Source organism: Pseudoalteromonas sp. 3D05 (genome assembly GCF_002723455.1).
In the GTDB taxonomy this organism is placed as follows: Bacteria; Pseudomonadota; Gammaproteobacteria; order Enterobacterales; family Alteromonadaceae; genus Pseudoalteromonas.
This window is the reverse complement of record NZ_PDUS01000032.1, coordinates 1-23,112: the sequence shown is the minus strand read 5'-3', so window position 1 is coordinate 23,112 and position 23,112 is coordinate 1. Positions and strand designations below refer to the sequence as shown.

At 41.7% G+C, this 23,112-nt stretch carries 19 protein-coding genes and 1 rRNA gene; 6 read left to right on the top strand and 14 right to left on the bottom strand.

The genetic code is table 11. From position 1 onward, the window contains the following. Positions 1 to 69: 69 nt before the first annotated feature. The 4 genes from tdh to CSC79_RS19465 form a co-directional block, all read right to left on the bottom strand. The gene (gene tdh / locus CSC79_RS19480) at positions 70 to 1,095 is read right to left on the bottom strand and encodes an L-threonine 3-dehydrogenase (RefSeq protein ID WP_099297756.1); all 1,026 of its coding nucleotides are present in this window, start codon (positions 1,093 to 1,095) and stop codon (positions 70 to 72) included. A gap of 49 nt (positions 1,096 to 1,144) precedes the next feature. Beyond that, positions 1,145 to 2,341 carry a glycine C-acetyltransferase gene (locus tag CSC79_RS19475; protein WP_099297749.1) on the bottom strand — a complete coding sequence of 399 codons (1,197 nt, stop codon included), beginning with the start codon at positions 2,339 to 2,341 and terminating at the stop codon, positions 1,145 to 1,147. A gap of 155 nt (positions 2,342 to 2,496) precedes the next feature. After that, positions 2,497 to 3,045 carry a D-glycero-beta-D-manno-heptose 1,7-bisphosphate 7-phosphatase gene (gmhB, locus tag CSC79_RS19470; RefSeq protein WP_099297747.1) on the bottom strand — a complete coding sequence of 183 codons (549 nt, stop codon included), beginning with the start codon at positions 3,043 to 3,045 and terminating at the stop codon, positions 2,497 to 2,499. After that, positions 3,045 to 4,121 carry a glycosyltransferase family 9 protein gene (locus tag CSC79_RS19465; RefSeq protein ID WP_180270463.1) on the bottom strand — a complete coding sequence of 359 codons (1,077 nt, stop codon included), beginning with the start codon at positions 4,119 to 4,121 and terminating at the stop codon, positions 3,045 to 3,047. Before CSC79_RS19465 ends, gmhB begins: the two co-directional genes overlap by 1 nt. A gap of 126 nt (positions 4,122 to 4,247) precedes the next feature. Here CSC79_RS19465 and CSC79_RS19460 point away from each other — a divergent pair, with 126 nt between their 5' ends. Further along, a complete protein-coding gene (locus CSC79_RS19460) occupies positions 4,248 to 4,976 on the top strand; it encodes a 3-deoxy-D-manno-octulosonic acid kinase (RefSeq protein ID WP_099297743.1) in 729 nt (242 codons plus the stop codon). On the opposite strand, the gene hldE is transcribed toward CSC79_RS19460, so the two are convergent. Genes hldE through CSC79_RS19445 form a run of 3 tightly spaced genes read right to left on the bottom strand, consistent with a single transcriptional unit; the run spans position 4,966 to position 8,500 of the window. Then, the gene (hldE, locus tag CSC79_RS19455) at positions 4,966 to 6,405 is read right to left on the bottom strand and encodes a bifunctional D-glycero-beta-D-manno-heptose-7-phosphate kinase/D-glycero-beta-D-manno-heptose 1-phosphate adenylyltransferase HldE (protein WP_099297741.1); all 1,440 of its coding nucleotides are present in this window, start codon (positions 6,403 to 6,405) and stop codon (positions 4,966 to 4,968) included. The genes CSC79_RS19460 and hldE overlap by 11 nt on opposite strands. Then, on the bottom strand, positions 6,405 to 6,995 hold the full coding sequence (locus tag CSC79_RS19450; RefSeq protein ID WP_099297739.1) for an SIS domain-containing protein: 591 nt from the start codon (positions 6,993 to 6,995) through the stop codon (positions 6,405 to 6,407). The genes hldE and CSC79_RS19450 overlap by 1 nt, the downstream gene beginning before the upstream one ends. Positions 6,996 to 7,045: 50 nt before the next feature. Further along, a complete protein-coding gene (locus tag CSC79_RS19445; protein ID WP_099297754.1) occupies positions 7,046 to 8,500 on the bottom strand; it encodes a capsule assembly Wzi family protein in 1,455 nt (484 codons plus the stop codon). A gap of 153 nt (positions 8,501 to 8,653) precedes the next feature. Here CSC79_RS19445 and waaA point away from each other — a divergent pair, with 153 nt between their 5' ends. Then, positions 8,654 to 9,916: a lipid IV(A) 3-deoxy-D-manno-octulosonic acid transferase gene (gene waaA, locus CSC79_RS19440; protein ID WP_099297737.1), complete on the top strand. Its 1,263-nt coding sequence runs from the start codon at positions 8,654 to 8,656 to the stop codon at positions 9,914 to 9,916. Then, a complete protein-coding gene (locus CSC79_RS19435; RefSeq protein ID WP_099297735.1) occupies positions 9,913 to 10,473 on the top strand; it encodes a DUF1415 domain-containing protein in 561 nt (186 codons plus the stop codon). The genes waaA and CSC79_RS19435 overlap by 4 nt, the downstream gene beginning before the upstream one ends. 35 nt (positions 10,474 to 10,508) lie before the next feature. On the opposite strand, the gene CSC79_RS19430 is transcribed toward CSC79_RS19435, so the two are convergent. From CSC79_RS19430 to purL, 4 genes are all read right to left on the bottom strand, one after another. Beyond that, positions 10,509 to 10,844 carry a YdbL family protein gene (locus tag CSC79_RS19430; RefSeq protein ID WP_099297733.1) on the bottom strand — a complete coding sequence of 112 codons (336 nt, stop codon included), beginning with the start codon at positions 10,842 to 10,844 and terminating at the stop codon, positions 10,509 to 10,511. 9 nt (positions 10,845 to 10,853) lie between these two features. Continuing rightward, positions 10,854 to 11,036 (bottom strand): YnbE family lipoprotein, encoded by a 183-nt coding sequence (locus CSC79_RS19425; protein WP_099297731.1) that lies wholly within the window; start codon positions 11,034 to 11,036, stop codon positions 10,854 to 10,856. Continuing rightward, positions 11,029 to 13,470 carry a YdbH domain-containing protein gene (locus CSC79_RS19420; protein ID WP_099297751.1) on the bottom strand — a complete coding sequence of 814 codons (2,442 nt, stop codon included), beginning with the start codon at positions 13,468 to 13,470 and terminating at the stop codon, positions 11,029 to 11,031. Before CSC79_RS19420 ends, CSC79_RS19425 begins: the two co-directional genes overlap by 8 nt. A gap of 166 nt (positions 13,471 to 13,636) precedes the next feature. Beyond that, on the bottom strand, positions 13,637 to 17,521 hold the full coding sequence (gene purL / locus CSC79_RS19415) for a phosphoribosylformylglycinamidine synthase (protein ID WP_099297729.1): 3,885 nt from the start codon (positions 17,519 to 17,521) through the stop codon (positions 13,637 to 13,639). A 220-nt stretch (positions 17,522 to 17,741) separates the two neighbouring features. Here purL and mltF point away from each other — a divergent pair, with 220 nt between their 5' ends. Further along, a complete protein-coding gene (mltF, locus tag CSC79_RS19410; RefSeq protein ID WP_099297727.1) occupies positions 17,742 to 19,160 on the top strand; it encodes a membrane-bound lytic murein transglycosylase MltF in 1,419 nt (472 codons plus the stop codon). A 123-nt stretch (positions 19,161 to 19,283) separates the two neighbouring features. Further along, on the top strand, positions 19,284 to 19,454 hold the full coding sequence (locus tag CSC79_RS20130; RefSeq protein ID WP_167850847.1) for a hypothetical protein: 171 nt from the start codon (positions 19,284 to 19,286) through the stop codon (positions 19,452 to 19,454). Here CSC79_RS20130 and tadA read toward each other — a convergent pair. Beyond that, the gene (tadA, locus tag CSC79_RS19405; protein WP_099297725.1) at positions 19,444 to 19,953 is read right to left on the bottom strand and encodes a tRNA adenosine(34) deaminase TadA; all 510 of its coding nucleotides are present in this window, start codon (positions 19,951 to 19,953) and stop codon (positions 19,444 to 19,446) included. The two genes, CSC79_RS20130 and tadA, sit on opposite strands and share 11 nt — an antisense overlap. A gap of 180 nt (positions 19,954 to 20,133) precedes the next feature. Between tadA and CSC79_RS19400 the strand changes: the two genes are divergently transcribed. Then, the gene (locus CSC79_RS19400; RefSeq protein WP_099297723.1) at positions 20,134 to 21,438 is read left to right on the top strand and encodes an inosine/guanosine kinase; all 1,305 of its coding nucleotides are present in this window, start codon (positions 20,134 to 20,136) and stop codon (positions 21,436 to 21,438) included. A gap of 16 nt (positions 21,439 to 21,454) precedes the next feature. Here the strand turns inward: CSC79_RS19400 and glsB are convergent, their stop codons facing one another. Beyond that, entirely contained in the window at positions 21,455 to 22,378 is a 924-nt protein-coding gene (gene glsB, locus CSC79_RS19395; RefSeq protein ID WP_099297721.1) for a glutaminase B, read from the bottom strand. A 628-nt stretch (positions 22,379 to 23,006) separates the two neighbouring features. Then, positions 23,007 to 23,112, bottom strand: a 5S ribosomal RNA gene (gene rrf, locus CSC79_RS19390); the annotation flags it as partial.

Below are 23,112 nucleotides of genomic sequence, written 5' to 3'. Positions count from 1 at the left end.
ATTTCAGGACAAGACATTTAATTGATAAAAAAGGCGGCTATAAGGCCGCCTTTTTCCATAGTAGAAAAGTTAGTCCCAATTAAGGATAACTTTACCTGACTGGCCTGAAATCATCATATCAAAGCCTGCTTGGAAGTCATCAACTGAATACTGATGAGTAATGATTGGATTTAGGTCTAAGCCTGATTGAATAAGGCTGGCCATCTTATACCAGGTCTCAAACATTTCGCGACCGTAAATACCTTTGATCACTAAGCCTTTAAAAATAACTTGGTTCCAATCAACCGCCATATCTGACGGTGGAATACCGAGCATGGCAATTTTACCACCATGGTTCATGTTATTTAGCATGGCGTTAAATGCCGATGGCACGCCTGACATTTCAAGACCAATATCAAACCCTTCTGTCATACCAAGGTCATTCATTACATCTTCAAGTTTTTCGTTGGCGACATTTACGGCGCGAGTAGCCCCCATTTTACGGGCTAAGTCTAAGCGGTACTCATTCACATCAGTGATAACTACGTGTCGAGCACCTACGTGCTTAGCAACAGCAGCCGCCATGATACCAATTGGACCAGCACCTGTTATAAGTACGTCTTCACCTACTAAATCAAACGACAAGGCAGTATGAACGGCATTACCAAACGGGTCGAAAATAGATGCTAGCTCGTCGCTGATGTTATCTGGAATTTTAAACGCATTGAATGCAGGGATCACTAAGTACTCAGCAAATGAGCCTTCTCTGTTCACACCAACACCCGTTGTGTTACGGCATAAATGTACGCGTCCTGCACGACAGTTACGACAATGACCACAAGTAATATGGCCTTCACCTGAAACACGGTCTCCTACATTGAAGCCGCGAACTTCTTGCCCCATGTCGACTACTTCACCAACATATTCATGACCCACAACCATAGGCGTTGGAATGGTATTTTGTGCCCACTCATCCCACTTATAAATGTGTACGTCGGTACCACAAATAGCCGTTTTACGAATTTTAATTAATAAATCGTTATGGCCTACTTCTGGCTTTGGTGCATCTGTCATCCAAATGCCCGGTTCTGCTTTTAATTTTGATAATGCTTTCATGATCACACACTCAATAAAAACCGCGGACATGCCGCGGTTTAATAATTAATTAGATAACACCCATTTCTTTACCGATGCGGGTAAAGGCTGAAATTGCCGTATCTAGCTGTTCAATGCTGTGTGCAGCTGAGATTTGCGTACGAATACGAGCCTGACCTTTTGGCACAACAGGGAATGAGAAACCCGTTACGTAAATACCTTCAGCAAGGAGTTTGTCAGCCATGGCTGATGCCACTTTTGCATCCCCTAACATAACAGGAATAATCGCGTGATCTTTACCTGCGCAGGTAAAGCCTACCGCTTCCATTTGCTCACGGAAGTACTTAGCATTTGACCACAACTTAGCACGCAGTTCACTGCCATCGGCTAGCATTTCAAGCACTTTAATTGAGGCTGTTACAATTGATGGCGCAAGCGAGTTTGAGAACAAATAAGGGCGCGAGCGTTGACGTAACCATTCAACAATTTCTTTTTTACCCGAAGTATAACCACCTGATGCACCACCAAGCGCTTTACCTAAAGTACCTGTAATAATATCAACACGATCTAACACGTTGCAGTACTCTGGTGTGCCTTTGCCGTTTTCGCCAACAAAACCCACAGCGTGCGAATCATCAACCATCACTAATGCATCATATTTATCCGCTAAATCACATACAGCTTCTAAATTACAAATAACGCCATCCATTGAGAATACACCATCTGTCGCGATAAGCTTTGTCTTCGCGCCTGCTTCATCTGCTGCGATTAATTGCTTTTCAAGGTCGGCCATATCGTTATTCGCATAACGGAAACGTTTTGCTTTACATAAACGCACACCATCAATGATAGAGGCATGATTTAAAGAGTCTGAGATGATGGCATCATCTGGGCCTAAAATAGTTTCAAATAAGCCAGCATTCGCATCAAAACATGATGAATATAAAATGGTGTCTTCTGTTTCTAAAAACTCACTGATTTTTTGTTCTAGCGTTTTGTGGATATCTTGAGTTCCACAGATAAAACGTACTGACGCAACACCAAAACCATGTTCATCAAGGCCATGTTGTGCGGCTGCAATTAACTCAGGGCTGTTTGCTAAGCCTAAATAATTGTTAGCACAAAAGTTAATAACTTTGTCACCTGAAGCAACTTGAATTTGCGCTTGTTGTTGCGAGGTAATTACTCGCTCACTTTTATACAGACCTTCGGCTTTTACTTCATCAATTTGCTGCTGAAGTTGGCTAAAAAATGCAGATGCTCTCATCTGAAATCTCCAAATAATTGAACGGGTAATCAAACGTAAATTTAATCGCTGATCACGAATTGTGGCTATTGTAAAAGTTTAGCCAACTAAATGCACTGTTTGTAGTTCATCGCATAAATTGAGACTGACAACTTAAGCTGCCAGTTTATATTTAGCTACAACAGTAATGCAGGTAAATCAGCTAAAGAATCACTGATATGATCTGCTGCTGCTATAGCGCTGCTATCAAATGCTTGGCCTGATCGTACAAGTACTTTAGTTGTAATATTCGCATTACTTGCGGCTTGCATATCACTAAGCTTATCGCCCACCATAATACTTTGCGTAGCATCAATATGGTGCTCATCAATACCTTGTAGCAACATCCCTGGCGCAGGCTTGCGGCACTGACATTCCTTTAGATATTCTGGAAGTGCTTTTTTTGGATGGTGAGGGCAAAAATAAATCCCACTGACAGTGATATTATGCTCTGCAAATTGCGCTATAACCCAGTTGCTTAGCGCATGAAAATCAGCCTCAGTATAATAACCTCGCCCTATTCCTGATTGATTTGTCACGATGATTAATTTATAGCCTGCATCAACAAACGCCTTACAGGCAGAAAATACACCGTCGATAAATTCAAACTTATCAGGTTCATACACATAACCATGATCAACATTAACAACACCGTCACGGTCTAAAAAAAGCGCTTTATTTAACATTAGTAAACCTTAGCTGCGAGCAGCTGCTCTTTTTTAACGACTAGATCGAACATCAATGTTACGTCTGCAACGGTTATTTGGGCCATTAAATCACTCCCCTTAACCCGTGTTCCCCAAGCCACTTGCTCAGCGGTTTTGCCTGTTTGCTGCAATAAATTTTGGTGATAAACCTCAACCACATAATTTTGGTACAAATACGGCCCCGTTCGTTTTGGATTAGAGTGGGCATACAAACCAATAACAGGCGTACCAACTGTAACCGCCATATGAGCAGGCCCGGTATCAGGCGCTAGCACTAATGCGGCACGCTTAAGCACACACAACAATTCTTTAAGTTTTGTTTTTCCAACTAAGTTTAAGATAGGTGCGTTAGCGTAGCTAGTAATTTGCTCACTCAGCTCAAATTCAAGCTCTGTTGGCCCCCCAGTGATCACTACTTTAAACCCTTGGCCATGTGCATGATCTGCAAGGACTGCATATCGCTCAGGTAACCAATTACGCTCTTTTTTACTTGCAGCTGGCGATATAACAAAAATAGGGCTGGCAAGCCGCTTTGCCTCGAGTAAGTCATCAGCGACGATTTGATCTTGTGCTGTTACTGGCATAGCCCAGCTAGGTTGGTAGTCAGGTACCCCTATTGATTTTGCAAACCCTTTAAATCCTTCAAGCACATGTGCTTGCGGCTCTGCCTTTATACGTTTATTTATAAATAAGCTGTGGAGCTCTTTAGCACGCGCCCAATCAAACCCAACTTTGACCTTTGCAGGAATGCAACGTGCCACAAGGTTTGCACGTAAAGCGACTTGCATATGTAAAAGCACATCAAACTTGCGGCCTTTAAATTGCTGCTTTAACTGCTCAAATGCTTGCTTACCCTGTTTTTTATCGAATACAACAAGCTCTACACCAGGTAAGTCTGCCAATAGCATGGATTCTATTTTACCCATCACCCACGTAATTTTTGCATTAGGATGAGCTTTTTGAATTGCTTGTACCGCAGAAACCGCATGACATACATCACCAATTGCTGAAAGTCGTAAAATACAGATATCTGAATAGTTTGCAGTCTGGCTCACAGGCATTGTTCACTTTATTATTAACTAGAGCTTGATCTTAAATTAACCACTCACTATTGCAAGTACTTATGCTTAGCATTAAAACGCGTTAAGATACCTCATTACCTGTAATAAAGTATCTTAGCCATGTTCAATCAACAAACAATCAATCAACACATTATTTTGAGCAACCCAGCGTACAGCGCTCAAATTAGCTTAAATTGGTTTGATGCTGAATATTGGCAACAACAAGAAAAAATAGTCGGCAGCAAAAAAGGCCGTGCCACTGCGTGGTTCTTTTGTCATAACGAGTTAACTGCCGTACTCAGGCACTATTGGCGCGGCGGTTTAGTCGGTAAGGTTTTAAGCGATCAATACGTGTACCTTGGCCTTGAAAAGACCCGCGTTTACCAAGAGTTCGCATTGATGATGAAACTTTGTGAGATGGGCCTCAACGTACCAAAGCCCATTACAGCAAAGGTAACTAAACACGGTTTAATTTACCGCGGCGATATTATTACTCAAGCAATAGAAGGCGCACAAAGCTTACTTGATGTACTCAAACAACGTGCCTTAACATCTGATGAGTTAACAAAAGTTGGTAACACCATCGCCCAGTTCCATAACTTAGGCGTTTATCATGCTGATTTGAACATTAATAACATATTATTCGACAATACGGGCGCTGTGTATATTATCGATTTCGATAGAGGTGAGATAAAGGCCGTTAAAGGTCAATGGCAAGAGGCGAATATATCGCGCTTACTCCGCTCGTTTGACAAGGAGCGTAATCGTAATCAGGTAATGCATTGGCAACAAAGCGACTGGCAGCAATTAAATACTGCGTACCAGTCATCTCTTAAGCCTAAGATTTAATTTTACTGATCACTTTAGAGGTTGAGCAGCCATCTAAAAATTCCAGCACTTCAACCTTACCGCCATGGCGTAATACGTGTTCAGCACCCGCGATTTGCTCAACAGTATAGTCACCGCCTTTAACTAAAATATCAGGGCTAATTTGCTCGATTAACTTAGCCGGCGTGTCATTTTCGTCAATACTGCCAAACGGAATGACCCAATCAACCGATGCTAATGCGCTCAATACCATTGCACGCTCATCAAGTGGGTTAATAGGCCTTTGTGGGCCTTTCAAACGCGCAATAGATTCGTCATTATTTAGACCAACCACTAAACGATCTCCTCGTGCTTTTGCTTGTGCTAAATAACGTACATGGCCCGCATGTAAAATATCAAAACAGCCATTGGTAAATACAATAGTTTCGCCATTTTGTTTTGCAAATTCTATATGCTGCAATACATCATCAAACGGTGTTTGGTAATGTTCACCATTTTTTTGTAAGTATTGGCCAAGCTTACGACTTAACTCTTCAGGAGAGACTGTTGCGGCGCCGAGCTTACTAACAGCAATACCCGCAGCAAGATTAGCAACTTCTACGGCATCTTTTGGCTGCATACCGGCTCCAAGCATTACCGCAAGCGTTGCGATAACCGTATCGCCCGCGCCAGTTACATCACTGACTTCTAGCTGCTGCGCCGAGTAGTCATATTTCTCATTTGCGCTGATCAATGACATACCTTGCTCTGAACGAGTAAGTAGCATAGCTGCAACACCGGCATCTTTAATTAGTTGGCGTGCGCTGTCAGATAAACTTTGCTCTGAATCAGTTTGCCCACCCGCAAGCTTAAACTCGTTTAAATTTGGCGTGATATAATCAGCACCACGATACTGATTTAAATCTGATGATTTAGGATCAATAAGAACCGTTTTCCCCGCAGCTTTAGCCACTTGGATCATTTTTTGAATTAAACTCAACGAACCTTTATCGTAATCTGAAAACAGTACAAAATCATACTGCTCTAGAACAAGTTCTAAGCGATTTAATAATAATTGGCTGTGCTGCTCGGTAAACTTTTCTTCTAAATCTAAGCGAACAACTTGTTGGTGGCGGCTGATAACACGCATTTTAGATATAGTCGGTAAATCACACACACTCACTAGCTGCGAATCAATGCGCTCATCATTTAAAATATTTTCAAGGATTTGACCACTTTCATCCTCGCCAATTAAACCAAGCAAACCAACTTTACCATCTAACCGAGCAATATTTTTAGCTACATTAGCCGCACCACCAGCTTTATCTTCAAACTTACTCACCTTAACAATCGGTACTGGTGCTTCTGGCGAAATACGCCCTGAATCACCATGCCAATAGCGGTCCAACATGACATCGCCAACAACCAGTATCTTAGCGTTAGATAAATTTTTAAGCAGCCCTAGCTCCATTACTCTTGCCCCGCAACAACCATATCAATCGCTTCACATAACCAGTGACCGATAAACATATGTGCTTCTTGGATACGTGCTGTTTCATCATCTTTGATAATGATCGGTAGCTTTGCAATGTCTTTGACTTTACCACCATCACGGCCGGTAAAGGCAACTGTATAAGCACCAATTTCATTTGCTGCAGCTAGAGCTAAATTGATATTTGCACTGGTACCTGATGTTGTTAAGCCAATGACTAAATCTTCAGGCTTACAGAGTGCTTGTACTTGGCGTTCAAACACAGTGTCAAAATGATAGTCGTTGCTGTGGGCTGTTAATATAGACGTGTCTGTCGTTAATGCTATAGATGCCAATGGTCCGCGCTCTAACTTATAACGCACCACGAATTCAGCTGCTAAGTGCTGCGCATCAGCGGCGCTGCCACCATTACCAAACCAGACTACTTTGCCGCCCGCCTGTAACACACTATGGCACACCTCAAGCAATTGCATTACTTGTGGGTGATACGTTTCCATCGTCTCAAACAAAGTTTGATGACGGGTTAAACTTTCAAGGTAGCTCGCTGCTACTGAGTCAGTGTTAGACATACATATTTCTCTCAAATTTAATACGGTATATAAATACTAAAGGCCACTTATTACCAGAAAAGTGCAACGGATAACCAAGCATAATCATCACCAAACACATCTTCGCCATACGTCAGTGTGGTTTCTATATTATACTCTTGCCATTGTCGATTATTGCTTAGTTGTAGCTCAATCGCTTGTTCATATTGATCGCTCACAAAGCCAAGATTGTCTACATAACCACTTTCATTATCTATTAGGGTCAACTTTGTTCGCCAGAATGACACTGCACTTTGCGCATAACTAACCTCTAGACTATGGATATCCGAAGGCACGCCATCATTAAAGTTACGCTGATCCGCTGCGTAATGCCCAATTACGAAACCCTCTCTCGTATTGCCAACCTTAGGGTATATATAATTTTTATACCATAAGCTATGCATGCTAGTATATTCGTAGCGAACAGCGAGATCATCGGTCACAATGGGTAAAAAGAGCCCTAAGTTATAGACAATATTACCAAGCTCGTAATTTTTATGCTCTTTGGTATCTTCACCACCATACTCGAAGTATAACTCAGCAGGCATTCCCCAATTAAAATTAATAACACTGGTAACTGATGCAAACTGATCCCCTAACTCGTTATCAGGTCCACCAGCCAGCTTACTGTTATCTTGCCCTGCAGGATCAAAGAACGCTTTAAATACATCTCCAGCGCTTGCTTCGCGAGGACCGCCACCAAACTGCATCATACGGTTTAAACCAATTTTCCAACCACTTATAGGCTCGATACTAATATGTGTTCCAGCAAGTTTTGGCGTGCCGTCATGCAATTCACCTTGATATAAAATACCTTTTTCCACATGTTCAAGCTCAGAGTAATAAAGCTCGAAATCAAAGTTCCACCAATTATGCGCTGGCGCCACCATACCTAACGAAATTGATGGCGACGTACGAGCATTAGTTGAAATTATTTGTGCTGATTGCTTAAAAGGCGAAAACCAATGTTCTTTATAGCCAATATTTAGCTGCAAGTCGTCACCGGCAAAACTAATAAAGCTATTATAGTTGGTGAATTTATTTTGTTTGGCACGGTAATCGGCTCCGACTTGCATCAACATATAATCGTTCGGTCGCCAAATACCTTCAAAAAAACCTTGCCCCCATTCATCAGAACTGACTCCACGTTGATTGGCAAGTTTTACTGTTTTATCACCATCCACTCTAAGTTTTACACCGACACGGGTGATGTTATCAGTGCCTTGGTAAGGCTTTATTTTAGCACGAATTGCACGAACTAGAGCAGGCTCTGTGGCTTGTAATTTGCTAAGTGCTGCTTCTACCTCACTAAGGCGGTACGGCTTTGCCATAGGCGTGCCCGACGTAAGTGCAAATAAGGTATCAAGTTGGTGATCAAGCTGCGCATCCATGCCAATTGGTAAATAAGCAGTGGGGCTAGCAAGAGCTGGAAACGCACCTGCTAAAAAACTGGCGACTACCGCGGCTTTAATAAATTTGAATTCCATAACATCACACATTTTCTAATAAGTGGCCAAATATTACCAAATTAGGGCAAACTAAACACTCAAAACTCTCTCAAATAACGCTTTTTAACAATTTCATATTTAGCTTCTTAAGTATCCACGTTATTATTACCCTTTATTATTTGAGGCTTAAAAATGGCACGCTTTTGTTATTCGCTTATTCTTTATTTATTAAGCCCACTAATTGTTTTTTACCTATATGGAATAAGAGGTAAAAAAAACTCGGCGTATCGTCATCACTTTGCTGAGCGCTTTGGATTTGTAAAAGCTGACAGAATTTCTTCTTTGCTTATTCACTGCGCCTCAGTGGGTGAGGTACTTGCTGCAACACCTTTAATAAAGCAACTACAATTAGCGCACCCTGAGTTAGCAATTATTATCACCTGTAATACCCCTACGGGTCGTGAGCAAATAAAAAATAACTTTAAAGACTCTGTACAGGCGCTTTACTTGCCGCTTGACTTTCCATCAGCAACGGCTCGGTTCTTAAATAATATACAACCACAAGCGCTGTGTATTTTAGAAACCGAACTTTGGCCTAATTTAATGGCACAGTGCCAAAATAAACATGTCCCAGTACTGGTAATAAACGCGCGTTTATCGGCAAAATCACAGCAAGGATATAACAAAGTAAAACCACTAACTCGCGTAATAATGAGCTCAATAACACGCCTAGCGAGTCATAACCAAGAAGACGCACAACGCTTTATTGAGCTGGGCTTAGCGCCTGATAAAGTAGCAGTAACTGGCTCAATTAAATTTGATATTCAACCAAACACAACACAACTTGAAAAGGTGTCTGAATTAAAGTCACTTTATAACCAGCAACGCTTTATCTGGGTTGCAGGCTCAACTCACCCGGTTGAGCATGAACTTATTTTACAAGTTCACTCACATTTACTTACGCAATTCCCTGATGCACTACTAGTCATTGCACCACGCCACCCAGAACAGTTTAATAAAGTTGCCGATCTACTCACTAATTCAGCCCTTACATTTAGCCGTAGAAGCGAAAATAATTATGCTAATGAGCAAGTGTTATTAGCGGATACCCTAGGTGAATTACAATGCCTCTATGGCATGGCTAATGTAAGTTATATCGGGGGGAGTTTAATTGAGCGCGGCGGTCACAACCCGCTTGAAGCAGCTGCATTTTCTGTAGGGGTGTTATCCGGCCCGCACACCTATAATTTTAATCATGTGTACCCAGAACTAGTGGCGCTTGGCGGCTGCATACAAGTTAAAACTAGCGACGAGCTTTACAAGCAGCTTTGCTTATATGCAAACCAACCTGAATTAAATGAAGCACTCGGATTACAAGCCAAAAAGTGCCTAATAAATAATCAAGGCGCTATTGCAAATACACTCACCATAATTAATCAGTATATTAAATCATGAACAATCAAACCGTCACGTTAGCAGAATTACAAACCCGTCAGTGGGTCTCAAATGTTATCGTCAAATACAACTTCTGCCCGTTCGCTCGTAAAGAAGTCGAGAATAACTGTATTCATTATTATACCAGCCAAAGTGTCAGCATCGACGATGCAGTAATGGAAATGCTTGAGCAGTGTAATCAACTTAATTTATTAGCTGAGCGCGAAACAACACTTATCATGTTTGAGCAAGGCTTTATTGATTTTGAGGAGTTTTTAGATTTAGTAGATTTAGCAAATGCTTTACTCGTAGCACAGGGATTTGAAGGGAAGTACCAAATAGCGAACTTTCATCCTGATTATGTATTCGCTGATAGCGATGAAAACGATGCCGCTAATTATACCAACCGAGCGCCTTTCCCTACGTTGCATTTGATACGTGAAGCAAGCATGAGCGCGGCGTTAGATGAATACAATGAGCCAGAGTCAATCCCTGAGCACAATATTAATTTAGCACGCCGTAAAGGCATCGACTTTTGGCAAGCCTTATTAAAGAACTGTAAAAAACCGAGCAAGTAAGCTCGGTTTTAATGCCTTTAAGTAATGCGCTGAGTTTATTTTTTAACCCACTCACCATTTACTTCAATAAAGTGCCCTACTCGGGTTTTTTCAATCGTTTTCGCTGCAGCTAATGCTTCTACTTGCGCAAGTGACAAATTGTTCTTTTTCGCAAGTTTTAAATATTGTGCTTTGCGCTTTGCGTTAATTTCATCAACAACTGCTTTCGCCTCTGCACTTTGCACTACTAGACCTAAATAACCTGAGCTATCTTCACCAACAAACCCTTGATTTTTAGCATCATCTAACGTAATAGCCCAAGCAGAAAATGACAAGCAAGCGGCACTTAACAGTGTGATCACGTTTAACTTTTTATTTTTTAATAAACTCATAATTGCTCCTTAGAATAATTCACTGTCATCGCCAAATAGATCATCTAGCTCTTTATCAACTTTCACACGAATTTCATGATCAACCTTCACGTTTAAATTAATAGTGATAGGCTCTTTCGCCGCCACTTCAACACGGTGAGTACATGCACTAAGTAAACCCAGCGCTGTAAATATTACCAGCCATTTAGTCATTTTTAGTTCCTTTTGTTGAATACTCTTGTTCAACTTTTTGAGTAATTTCATCACTTAAGCGCAATGCTCTTAAGAGTGTAAATACATTTTCTTCATGGTTGTAATTAAAGTTAACTTGCTGTGCCTGTTCTTCATTGTACCCTTTTAAGTTTACACCTAAATAGAGCCAACCATCTGGCTTTAATTCGACACTACTGTTTAAACTCTGAATGTCTAGGTTCTCTAACAAACTTAAAATCGGGCTCAACTCTTGTTGCTGGGTTTTAACCGCATCAAAAGCAGCGTTATCAGAAATTATTAGCTTACCTGCCCCTTTGTTTGATAACTCACCGGACTTTACTGAAATACCTTGTTGATCAAAGTAAACGGGTAAACGCCCATTCACTCGACCTGTTAATGTAATGCCTGATTTATCATCTAAGGTAATTAATTTACTGGCATCAATACTTTCAAATGTGACCAAGGACTGCTGAGCTTCTTGAGTCACTTTGTAGCTATCTAAGGCGAAGCGGCCACCCAGCACATCACCGGTTAACTGATAAGCGCGTGCAACAGAGTTATCAACACTCAAATTTCCTGCTATGTTATTCACAACAGCACCCGCACGTAACTCATTTACTTCAAATGTAGTGGGAGCTACATTAAGCTGCCCTGAATCATAAACTCCCGTTAGCCGACTGCTAAAGTTCTTAGCTAAATAATCGTTATATAAGCCACTTAGCTGGTCTATCTGTAATGTAAAATCAGCCTGCTGTAAATTGACATCTCCGCGAACAACACCATTAAAGCTACCATCGGTCAGTGTTGCTAATGGCTCAAACTGCTGTAAAACGGGGTTAAGTTTAGTCACAGCTTGCTCTGCTATCGTTATCTCAAATGGGTGTTCCACTGCAGATACATGGTGACTGGCCACTAACTCAACACCATCAATAAATATGTGGTGTGAGGCTTGCAAAGCTCGGCTTTGCAAGCCCCTAGAACGAATGCGAATGTTACTTAGGTTTAATAAATCACTATTAAATTGAGCAAGTTTAGTTTCACTGTTTAAATCGACAAATAATTCGCCAACAGCCAAACTAGAAGATGCTGATAATTGATTCTTTACACCAAGCACTTGGTATTCATCATAAGTCACTGAGTCTAATTGGCTATCCAAGCTTGCGTTTATATTTTGTTTACCATCAAGTTCAGTCGTAAACTGTGCCTTGTAGTCCTTTGCGGTTAATTTATCAAAACTAAGCTCAGCAAAAGCAATCTCACTGGTTATACTCGCATTTTGTAGGTGTTGTAAAACATTCGCTATTTTAAATTGACCTTTGCTCGCTACCTTTTTCGCTGATGCAGGTAAAAAATCAGGGAGTTCATCGACGCGTAATTGGTAATCGCCATTCATAGCCAAGTTATTCAAAGCTGCATTTACAGCTATATGCTCAATGTCTTCACTGGTAAACAATAACTTGATATCGCCTTTGCTATATTCTAATGGCTGTTGAGCATTTATTGCTAGGTTGGTCAGGCTCAGCTTCGTTTCGCTATTTTGAGCGTTCAATAACATCGCTGGCATAACAAGTTGTTCATTTTCAAACTTCACTGTATCACTCAGCATGATTTGCCACTTTAAAGGCAGCTGCTTGGCTATAAAGTCACGCTGTGCTGGATTATTTACTAGCGCCAAACAATCACTATCAAACGTAACCAAACTCGTTAATTGCTTTGCATTTAATGAGGCTTTCCTAGCGTTTAAATGGTAGTAAGTATTTACATCACCGGAAGCATTTAGCATTACAGGGCATTGACTAAACGCTTGAATAAACTCAGCATCTATATTTGACTTTATATCAACGGATAACCCATCAAAAGTGAACTCATGCTCACTGCTTAACGTAAGCGCGGGTATCGGCTTTATCTTTGTTAGTAATCCATCAGCTAAATTAAAACGGCCAGTAACTTTATTATTGTTGACTGTTATCTCAGCAATTACATCATCTGAGATCACAAATGTATTTAGCTTTTCTTCAGCAACGCTAACCGACAGTTCATCATGAAGTTGTGGGTGGCTAATTAGCAGCCTTTTGATCTCAACTTTCGGCCGCCCTTTGGGTAAATTAAGTGCCAGCTTTTTGAATGAGTCATTACTTGATGAATCACTCTCGCCATCATTTAAGCGTAGGTTGGCACGACCAACGGTTATTTTATTTGTATCAGCGACTATGCTACCAAGCTCAATTTGATGACCTTGATAAGTCAGGCATACTCGCGATACGTTTATGCTAATATTTGCATTTAGTGACCAATCTAAACAATGTAATTCAACACCAGATTGGCTCAAAGAGGGTGCTATAGCCCATTGAGTTATAGGCATACGAAATACGTAGCCAAGTGTTAAAACACTCAGTAATAAAAACACGAGTCCCCATGTGATACGTTTGATCATACTATCCTTAATTTGAACCTTGAACCTTGAACCTTGAACCTTGAACCTTGAACCTTGAACCTTGAACCTTGAACCTTGAACCTTGAACAGTGTAGACAAAAAAGGCTGCACAATGCAGCCTTTTATTTTACAGCTAGATTCTGAATCTAGTGTGTATAAATGCAGTTTAACCTACATTTTTACGTGCGTTACGGAACATACGCATCCATGGGCTATCCTCTTTCCACTCGTCTGGGTGCCAAGAGTTAGCTACTGCGCGGAATACACGCTCAGGGTGCGGCATCATAACTGTTGCACGACCGTCCGCCGATGTAATACCGGTAATACCTTCAGGCGAACCATTCGGATTATTAGGGTATTGTGTTGTAGGGTTACCGTGGTTATCTACAAACTTAACCGCCACAGTGCCTGACTCAACGGCTGCTTTAACTGCTGCATCATTGGCAAACTCAGCATGACCTTCACCGTGAGAAACTGCGATTGGCATGCGAGAACCTGCCATGCCCTTGAAGAATACAGATGGACTCTCTTGTACTTCTACTAGGCTAAAGCGTGCTTCAAAGCGCTCAGATTTGTTAGTTACAAAACGTGGCCAATGCTCAGTGCCAGGGATCAACTCTTTTAATGTTGATAACATCTGACAACCATTACATACTCCTAAACTAAATGAATCTTGGCGTTCAAAGAAGCTTTGGAATTGGTCACGCGCCATATCATTAAATAAGATTGACTTAGCCCAACCTTCACCTGCGCCTAATACATCACCGTAAGAGAAGCCACCACATGCTACTAAGCCTTTAAACTCTTCAAGGCTTAAGCGCCCTTCAAGAATATCGCTCATGTGTACATCAACAGCAGCAAAACCTGCGCGGTTAAACGCCGCAGCCATTTCTAGGTGCGAGTTAACACCTTGCTCACGCAAAATAGCCATTTTAGGCTTAGCGCCTGTGGCAATGTAAGGTGCAGCTACATCTTCGTTTAAGTCGAAGTTAAGTTTAACGTTCAAACCTGGGTCTTTCGCATCAAACTTAGCATCAAATTCTTGCTTAGCACAATCTGGGTTATCACGACGCGCTTGCATTTGATACGTTGTTTCAGCCCAGATAGTACGAAGCTCAGTACGTGTATTGCTCATCACAGTATTACCAGCACGGTTAAATACCACAGAGTCATCGCTATTAAGTGTACCAATTTCATGGCTAATAGCAGCAATACCGTGCTCAGCAAATACCGCATTCACAGCAGCTAAATCGCTATTAGCAACCTGTATAACAGCACCGAGCTCTTCGTTGTAAAGTGCTTCGATGTCTGAACCTGTTAAACCATCAAGATCAACAGTTACACCCGTGTGACCAGCAAATGCCATTTCAGCTACTGTGGTAAATAAACCACCGTCTGAACGGTCATGATAAGCAAGTAGCTTATTATCAGCGACAAGCGCTTGCATTGCATTGTAGAAGCCTTTTAATAACTCAGGGCTGTCAACATCTGGGGTTACATCACCAAGTTGCTTATAAACTTGCGCTAAGCTTGATGCACCCATGCGGTTTTTACCCGCACCTAAGTCAACTAAGATTAGTGATGTTTCACCTTTGTCAGTACGCAATTGTGGAGTCACAGTTTTACGTACATCATCAACGCGACCAAACGCAGTGATGATCAAAGATAACGGCGCGGTGACTGATTTTTGCTCGCCATTTTCATCCCACTGAGTTTTCATCGACATTGAGTCTTTACCCACTGGAATAGTTAAGCCTAGTGCTGGGCAAAGCTCTTCGCCTACTGCTTTAACTGCTTCATAAAGGCCCGCATCTTCACCTGGGTGGCCTGCTGCAGCCATCCAGTTTGCTGATAACTTAATATTCTCAAGACCACCAATATTAGCACACGCAATGTTGGTTAATGACTCAGCCACGGCTAATCGTGCCGATGCGCCATAGTTTAGAAGCGCTGCAGGTGTACGCTCACCGAGCGACATTGCTTCACCGTGGTAAGTATCGTAAGTTGCAGCTGTAACGGCACAGTTAGCAACAGGTACTTGCCAAGGGCCAACCATCTGGTCACGCGCAACAAGACCTGTTACCGAGCGGTCACCGATGGTGATTAAGAAGGTTTTTTCTGCAATTGTTGGCAGACGCAATAAACGAGTTGCAGCTTCTGCCACATCAATTTTGCTCGTATCAAGCGCTTCGCTCACTGCCTTTTGCGTATTCGCTTCACGGTGCATTTTAGGCGCTTTACCTAGTAACACATCAAGCGGTAAATCAACTGGATTGTTGTCAAAGTGACTATCAGCAACCGTTAAGTGGCGCTCTTCTGTCGCTTCACCGATGACAGCGTACTGCGCACGTTCGCGCTTACAAATTGCTTCAAAACGGTCAAAATCTTCAGTAGCTACAGCAAGTACATAACGTTCTTGCGATTCATTACACCAAATTTCGTGTGGTGCCATGCCTGGCTCATCATTTGGAATATCGCGTAGTTGGAATTTACCACCACGGCCACCATCATTCACAAGCTCAGGGAAAGCATTTGATAAACCGCCAGCACCCACATCGTGGATAAACGCAATTGGGTTAGCGTCACCTAGTTGCCAGCATTTATCGATAACCTCTTGGCAACGACGTTCCATTTCTGGGTTTTCACGTTGTACTGAAGCAAAGTCTAAATCTTCGTTAGATTGACCAGATGCCATTGATGAAGCAGCGCCGCCACCTAAACCAATGTTCATTGCAGGGCCACCTAAAGCGATTAACTTAGCGCCAACAGGGATATCCCCTTTTTGCACATGGTCAGTACGAATATTACCTAAACCACCGGCAAGCATAATTGGCTTGTGGTAGCCACGTACTTCCAAACCATTATGACTGGTTACTTGCTCTTCATAAGTACGGAAATAACCAACTAAGTTAGGACGACCAAACTCGTTATTAAATGCAGCCCCACCTAGTGGGCCTTCTGTCATAATATCAAGGGCATTAACAATACGAGCAGGCTTACCAAAATCAGTTTCCCAAGGTTGTTCATAACCAGGGATACGTAAGTTAGATACGGTAAAACCAACTAAACCAGCTTTTGGCTTAGAACCCCGGCCTGTTGCACCTTCATCACGAATTTCACCGCCAGAACCAGTAGCAGCACCAGAGAATGGCGCAATGGCAGTTGGGTGGTTATGGGTTTCAACCTTCATCAATATTTCAATGTTTTCTTGATGATAGCTGTATTCGCCTTCAGCATTCGGGAAGAAGCGGCCTGCTTTTGAGCCGGTCATTACTGCTGCGTTATCTTTATAAGCTGATAACACATTTTCAGGGTTTTTCTCGTAGGTGTTTTTGATCATTTTGAACAATGATTTAGGCTGTTCTACGCCATCAATTGTCCAATCAGCATTAAATATTTTATGACGACAATGCTCTGAGTTTGCTTGTGCAAACATAAATAATTCGATGTCGTTCGGGTTACGCCCTAACTTTTGGAAGTTTTCTACCAAGTAGTCAATTTCGTCATCTGCTAATGCAAAACCTTGCTCAACGTTTGCATTTGCAAGTGCTTCACGACCACCGCCTAAAATGTCAACAGATGACATTTCGCTCGGTGCATCAGTGCGGAATAACTGTTCTGCAGCTTCAAGAGAGCTATGCGTCGCTTCAGTCATACGGTCATGCAGTAGTGCAGCAACCTGACTTACTTGCTCTGTACTTAAGTCACCTTCAACATAATAAGCAATACCACGTTCTACACGGTGAACTTGCGTTAAACCACAGTTGTGCGCAATGTCCGTTGCTTTTGAAGCCCATGGCGAGATAGTGCCAGGACGCGGCGTAACTAACACCAAAGTACCTGCTGGTGCATGTTCTGCTATCGTTGGGCCGTAGGTAAGTAACTTCTCAAGCTTAGTTTGCTCTTCACTTGAAAGCTCTGCTGTTAGATCTGCAAAGTGAGCATACTCAGCGTAAACATTGGTGACTGGAAGTTGCGCCTGTTGGCAACGGGCTAAAATTTTCTGAACTCTAAAATCGGAAAGTGCTGGTGCACCACGAAGGATCAACATAGGTATTTTCATCCGGGGTTAGGGATTGAACGATATTTTAGGCGCATATTATATACTCAAGTCAGTCGGAAATACAGGATTTGAGAGGAATTAAAAATTGTTTAAAGACAGCAACTAGTTGTATTACCCGCGCAAATAAAACCTTGCCTTAAACCAATCGACAAGTGACGCGATGTTAAAGTTTTGATATAAGTGTTGTAGGGTATCTAGGGGGCACACTATGATTAAACAAAAGTTAATAACAATCATTACGTTAATCATGTTTTTATGTGCCTGTGATATGCAGCAGCAAGAGTCACAGTTAAGCCAAATAAAAACGCAAAACAAAATCCGAGTCGGTACTTTAGCTGGTGCGAGCAATTACTATCAGGCTGTTCAAGGCGAGCAAGGTTTTGAGTATGAATTAGCACAAGAGTTTGCCGAGCACTTGGGGGTTGAACTAGAAATGGTGCCATTTTTTAGCCTAACAGATATGTTTTCCCGATTAGACAGCGGCGATCTAGATATTATTGCGTCTGGTTTAACCTATGACAAAGTGCGCTCACAAAATTACCGTTTTGGTCCAACGTATCGAACTATTAGCCAAAAGCTAGTATATAAACAAGGCAGAGTTCGCCCTCGCGATTTCGATGATCTAACAGGTAACTTAACTGTGTTAGCTAAAAGCAGCCACTCACTTGCGCTTCAACAAGTTAAACAAACTCACCCAAACTTAAACTGGAGCGAAACCGAGGACCTCGATGAAGAGGAGCTATTACAGGCTGTGATTGATGGTGAAATTGATTATACACTTGCCGACTCACATACTTTATCGCTGTTTCGTCGTTATCATCCAAATTTAAGTATTGGCTTTTCTGTTACGCGCAACGATCCTATAGCTTGGCTAATGCGAAAAGACAATGACGACTCTTTGTATGCGCTGATGGTGCCTTTTTTCGGCGAAGTAAAGCAAAATAACCAACTTTATGTGCTCGAAGAAAAGTATTTTGGACATGTTCGTCAATTCAATTATGTAAACACCCTCGCCTACATCGAAGCAATAAAGGAAACCTTACCAAAATACCAACCTTGGTTTGAACAATACGCTGGTAGTTTAGATTGGCGTTTACTTGCAGCTCTAAGTTACCAAGAGTCAATGTGGAACCCTAGAGCAAAATCACCAACCGGTGTGCGTGGAATCATGATGCTTACCCGGGCGACAGCAAAACAAGTTGGCGTAACAAACCGACTAGAACCAGAACAAAATATTAAAGGGGGGGCGGAATACCTAGCTAAATTAGTAAAGCGTATTCCAGAGCGCATTCCCCAACCAGATAGAACGTGGCTTGCGTTAGCTTCATATAATATTGGCTGGGGACATGTTAATGACGCGCGTATTATTACCCAACAACAAGGGGCAAGCCCCGACAAATGGGCTGATGTAAAAAAACGTTTGCCGCTGTTAATTAAAAAGCGCTATTACAGAAAAACAAAATATGGCTACTCAAGAGGTGACGTAGCAGTTAAATACGTAGATAACATTCGTCGTTACTATGATGCACTTGTTTGGTTAGATGAAAATAATGCGATGGAAAAAACTGTAGCAAAAAGTGAACCAAACACTCCCTCTAAACCTATAATAGAAAATAGTTCCCAATAAGGTAATAATTTAACAAAGTTGGCGAGCACCTGAGTTTGATTAAAATATATGTTTACTTGTCACTAAATGATCACTAATGTGAGCTAAATTAATTACTTCTCACTCTCACACTTAGGAGAAACCATGCTAAAACGTCGGCGTACGCACGCATTTAAGCGCAACGTTATATTTTCAACAGCTACTCGTCGTAGAATAATGCTGCGCAATTTACACAAAAAAACAATATGGCGTCGCCGCATGTTTGCAATGCAAGTGATGTCTGAATTGAATGATGCATCAGACCCTAAGAGTTAAGATTTAAATTTTTCTTGGCTTGCTTTTCAGCCTTAATTTCTTTTCTACGCCGCTTGAAAAAGTCAGAAATCGTCTGCCCACACTGTTGCGCTAGTATACCTGCAGTGATATCAACTTGGTGGTTCAACCTTGGCTCTTGAAGTAAATTCATTATCGACCCTGCGGATCCCGTTTTTAAGTCAGTCGCTCCAAATACAACACGTTTGATGCGACTGTGTACCAACAAACCTGCACACATAGAGCAAGGTTCTAGCGTTACATAAAGGGTGCAATCAATTAAGCGGTAATTCTGCAGCTTTTGACCTGCTTCGCGAATCGCAATCATCTCAGCATGAGCCGATGGATCATTGTCAGTTATCGAACGATTATAACCTGCCGCAACTAGCTGATTATCTTTTACAATAATGGCTCCAACAGGGATTTCGTTCAACTTTTCAGCCTCTTTTGCGTATTCTAACGCAGCTTCCATCCAATATTGGTCACTATGCAAGGTACTCATCTTTCTCAACCTTTCTTTAATTATTGTTTTATTATACCTACTTAGAGCAAAAAAGTGCTAAACATGTGGATTAGTGACAAAAATAAAACAAATTAAAGGTGCTTTGCCATGGCTCAGTGACTGCGATTTGCGCTATAATCTCCCGCTTTTTTTATTTAGCTCACAACACACGGGTAGCAAATGAAATTTCCTGGACGCCGCAGGCATAAACATTATTTTCCGGTGGAAGCCAAAGATCCACTAACGAATCAACTAAATGCTAGTGATAGACTGCAGCGCAGCTATATTACTGGAATAGATCAAATTGTCGTTGATATCGAAGCAAAAGTTGATCAAGCTTTCCTTGACGAATTCCACCTGCGCCGAGGAATGTCGCAAGTTATTGATAGTGATATTACCAACGCTCTATACGATCGTCTTAAATTAAACGACATGGTCGATTATGAATTTGCCGGTGGCACAATAGGTAACACCATGCACAATTACTCAGTGCTAGCAGACGACCGCTCAGTACTATTAGGTGTCATGAGTGAAAACATAAAAATAGGTAGCTACGCCTATCGCTTTTTATGTAACACCTCAAGCCGTGTTGATCTTGATTACTTGCAACCAGTTGATGGCCCTATTGGGCGCTGTTTCACCTTAATTGATGATAGCGGCGAGCGTACATTTGCAATCAGTGCAGGCTTAATGAATCACTTACGCCCGGAGTCAATCAATAAAGAACTTATCGAAAACTCATCTGCTCTCGTTATCAGTGCATATTTAATGCGTACTCAAGGTAGTGAAACTATGACTGAAGCGACTATGCAAGCAGTCAAATATGCTAATGAGGCCAATGTACCAGTTGTGTTAACACTCGGAACCAAGTTTTTAATCGAACAAGACCCAACCTGGTGGGCTAACTTTGTAAAAGAACACGTTGATATTTTAGCAATGAACGAAGAGGAAGGCTTGGCAATCACAGGCTTTGAAGATCCACTGCTAGCAGCTGATAAAGCCCTAGACTGGGTCGATTTGGTTATTTGCACAGCGGGCGAAAAAGGCCTATTTATGGCAGGCCACGTTGATGAAAAATTCAAACGAGAAACAGAATACCCACTTTTGCCTGGTGCAATAGCTGACTTTAATCGTTTTGAGTTTTCACGTGCAATGCGTAAAGTCGATTGTGAAAGTCCTATTAAAGCCTATAGTCATACAGCGCCATTTATGGGTGGTCCAGACAGTATTAAGAACACCAATGGTGCAGGCGACTGCGCATTAGCTGCTGTATTACATGACTTATCAGCAAACGTGTATCATAAACTCAATGTCGGTAACTCAGCTAAACACCAGCAACCGGCAATGACCTATTCATCACTGGCGCAAATTAGCAAGTATGCTAACCGCGCAAGTTATGAAGTATTAGTGCAGCACTCACCGCGTTTATCACGTGGATTGCCTGAGCGAGAAGACTGCCTAGAACAAGTTTACTGGGAACAGTAAACTCCTTAGGCAAGTTTTAAAAAATAGATATATCTAGCTTTTCAGATAGCAGCTCCAAAGCTGCTATCCCTGCTACTGAGTTACCGAACGAATTTAAGCCCGGTGACCAAACAGCCACAGTAAACTTATTAGGCAAAACAGCCAGTATAGTTCCTGACACTCCCGACTTACCAGGCATACCAACGCGATAACCAAAATCACCTGCGGCGTCATATAAACCACTCGTAAATAATAATGAATTTAACTGTTTGCTTTGACGATTAGAAAGAACCACTTTACCTGTTGTATTATCAATCCCTTTATTAGCCAAGAAGTTATAAGCCTTTGCTAGTTCGACACAATTAAGCTCGATTGCGCAGAAGTTAAAATAAGCCCACAGAACATCATCCACCTCGTTGTCAAAATTATCAAAAGATTTCATCAGATGCGCCATAGCAGCATTACGGTGTCGGAACTCGTATTCTGAGTTTGCTACTTTTTTATCAATCACTATCGCTGGATTACCAGATAACAAACGAAATGTTTCAAGCATAGAATGCATAGGAGCTGAAAGACGACTATAAAGTGCATCGCATGTAACAATAGCGCCCGCATTTATAAATGGGTTTCGAGGGAGGCCTTTTTCGAATTCAAGCTGCGTTAAAGAATTAAATGCTGTGCCCGAAGGTTCTTTACCAACTCTTTGCCACAGTTCATCACCATAACGCTGTAAAGCAAGTGTAAGGGTCATTACCTTTGATACCGACTGTATCGTAAAGCGCTCCGAACAATCACCAGCACAGAACGTTTCACCATCTGTCGTGTGAATAGCCATAGAGAACTTATTGGCTTCAACTTCAGCTAAAGCAGGAATATAATCAGCGACCTTTCCTTGAGAAAGTAACGGCTGTACCTCAGCTGTAATTTCATTTAACACTTGTTGGTAATCAGAATAAACCAATATTGCTCTCACTCTCTGTCGGTGTTACTAAAATAAAATTCTAACATGATAGTCGATAACAGTTGAGGGCAATTTATGTGTTTATATTTATTGATAGTATTTGTAAATTTATCAAGATTAGACTTAGCCATTTATTAAAGCAATATAATAAACTCTAGGGTGATCATGGTGTTCTTTAATCCGTGGGTGTCAGATACTCAACCCAAACTGCGGTGTATGGGTTGACGCTGTGCTACTCGGTAACTCTTCTTTCAGACAACAAAAAACCCGTCACATTGCTGCAACGGGTTTCGCTTATTTGGCGCCATGGTGCGCTACGCAGTAGGATGACCTACTTCATATTCACAGTATGATTGATATTCTTTAATAAAGACTCACTGGGCTTTGAGGTGTTCGTGATGTTCTTTTACCCGTGGGTTTCGTGATACTCAACCCACGCTACGGTGGTCAGGTTAACCTACCTATTTATATTTTCCTTCAGACGTAAAAAAGCCCGACTCTTTCGAGTCGGGCTTTCTTGTATTTGGAGCCATGGTGCGCTACGCAGTAGGATGACCTAACTACTTATACTTTCTTTCAGACAACAAAAAAACCGTCACATTGCTGTAACGGGTTTCTCTTATTTGGAGCCTGGCAATGACCTACTTTCACATAACAAATGCTACACTATCATCGGCGCTGTTTCGTTTCACTACTGAGTTCGGCATGGGGTCAGGTGGGTCCAAAACGCTATT

Bases quoted from the DNA above. Each gene is read 5' to 3' on its own strand.
- CSC79_RS19420 (WP_099297751.1), bottom strand. From the start codon at position 13,470: ATGATCAAACGTATCACATGGGGACTCGTGTTTTTATTACTGAGTGTT.
- CSC79_RS19450 (WP_099297739.1), bottom strand. From the start codon at position 6,995: ATGTCTAACACTGACTCAGTAGCAGCGAGCTACCTTGAAAGTTTAACC.
- CSC79_RS19445 (WP_099297754.1), bottom strand. From the start codon at position 8,500: ATGGAATTCAAATTTATTAAAGCCGCGGTAGTCGCCAGTTTTTTAGCA.
- CSC79_RS19430 (WP_099297733.1), bottom strand. From the start codon at position 10,844: ATGAGTTTATTAAAAAATAAAAAGTTAAACGTGATCACACTGTTAAGT.
- CSC79_RS20130 (WP_167850847.1), top strand. From the start codon at position 19,284: ATGCTAAAACGTCGGCGTACGCACGCATTTAAGCGCAACGTTATATTT.
- CSC79_RS19475 (WP_099297749.1), bottom strand. From the start codon at position 2,341: ATGAGAGCATCTGCATTTTTTAGCCAACTTCAGCAGCAAATTGATGAA.
- CSC79_RS19435 (WP_099297735.1), top strand. From the start codon at position 9,913: ATGAACAATCAAACCGTCACGTTAGCAGAATTACAAACCCGTCAGTGG.
- tdh (WP_099297756.1), bottom strand. From the start codon at position 1,095: ATGAAAGCATTATCAAAATTAAAAGCAGAACCGGGCATTTGGATGACA.
- CSC79_RS19425 (WP_099297731.1), bottom strand. From the start codon at position 11,036: ATGACTAAATGGCTGGTAATATTTACAGCGCTGGGTTTACTTAGTGCA.
- CSC79_RS19400 (WP_099297723.1), top strand. From the start codon at position 20,134: ATGAAATTTCCTGGACGCCGCAGGCATAAACATTATTTTCCGGTGGAA.
- tadA (WP_099297725.1), bottom strand. From the start codon at position 19,953: ATGAGTACCTTGCATAGTGACCAATATTGGATGGAAGCTGCGTTAGAA.
- hldE (WP_099297741.1), bottom strand. From the start codon at position 6,405: ATGGAGCTAGGGCTGCTTAAAAATTTATCTAACGCTAAGATACTGGTT.
- CSC79_RS19460 (WP_099297743.1), top strand. From the start codon at position 4,248: ATGTTCAATCAACAAACAATCAATCAACACATTATTTTGAGCAACCCA.
- mltF (WP_099297727.1), top strand. From the start codon at position 17,742: ATGATTAAACAAAAGTTAATAACAATCATTACGTTAATCATGTTTTTA.
- waaA (WP_099297737.1), top strand. From the start codon at position 8,654: ATGGCACGCTTTTGTTATTCGCTTATTCTTTATTTATTAAGCCCACTA.
- gmhB (WP_099297747.1), bottom strand. From the start codon at position 3,045: ATGTTAAATAAAGCGCTTTTTTTAGACCGTGACGGTGTTGTTAATGTT.
- purL (WP_099297729.1), bottom strand. From the start codon at position 17,521: ATGTTGATCCTTCGTGGTGCACCAGCACTTTCCGATTTTAGAGTTCAG.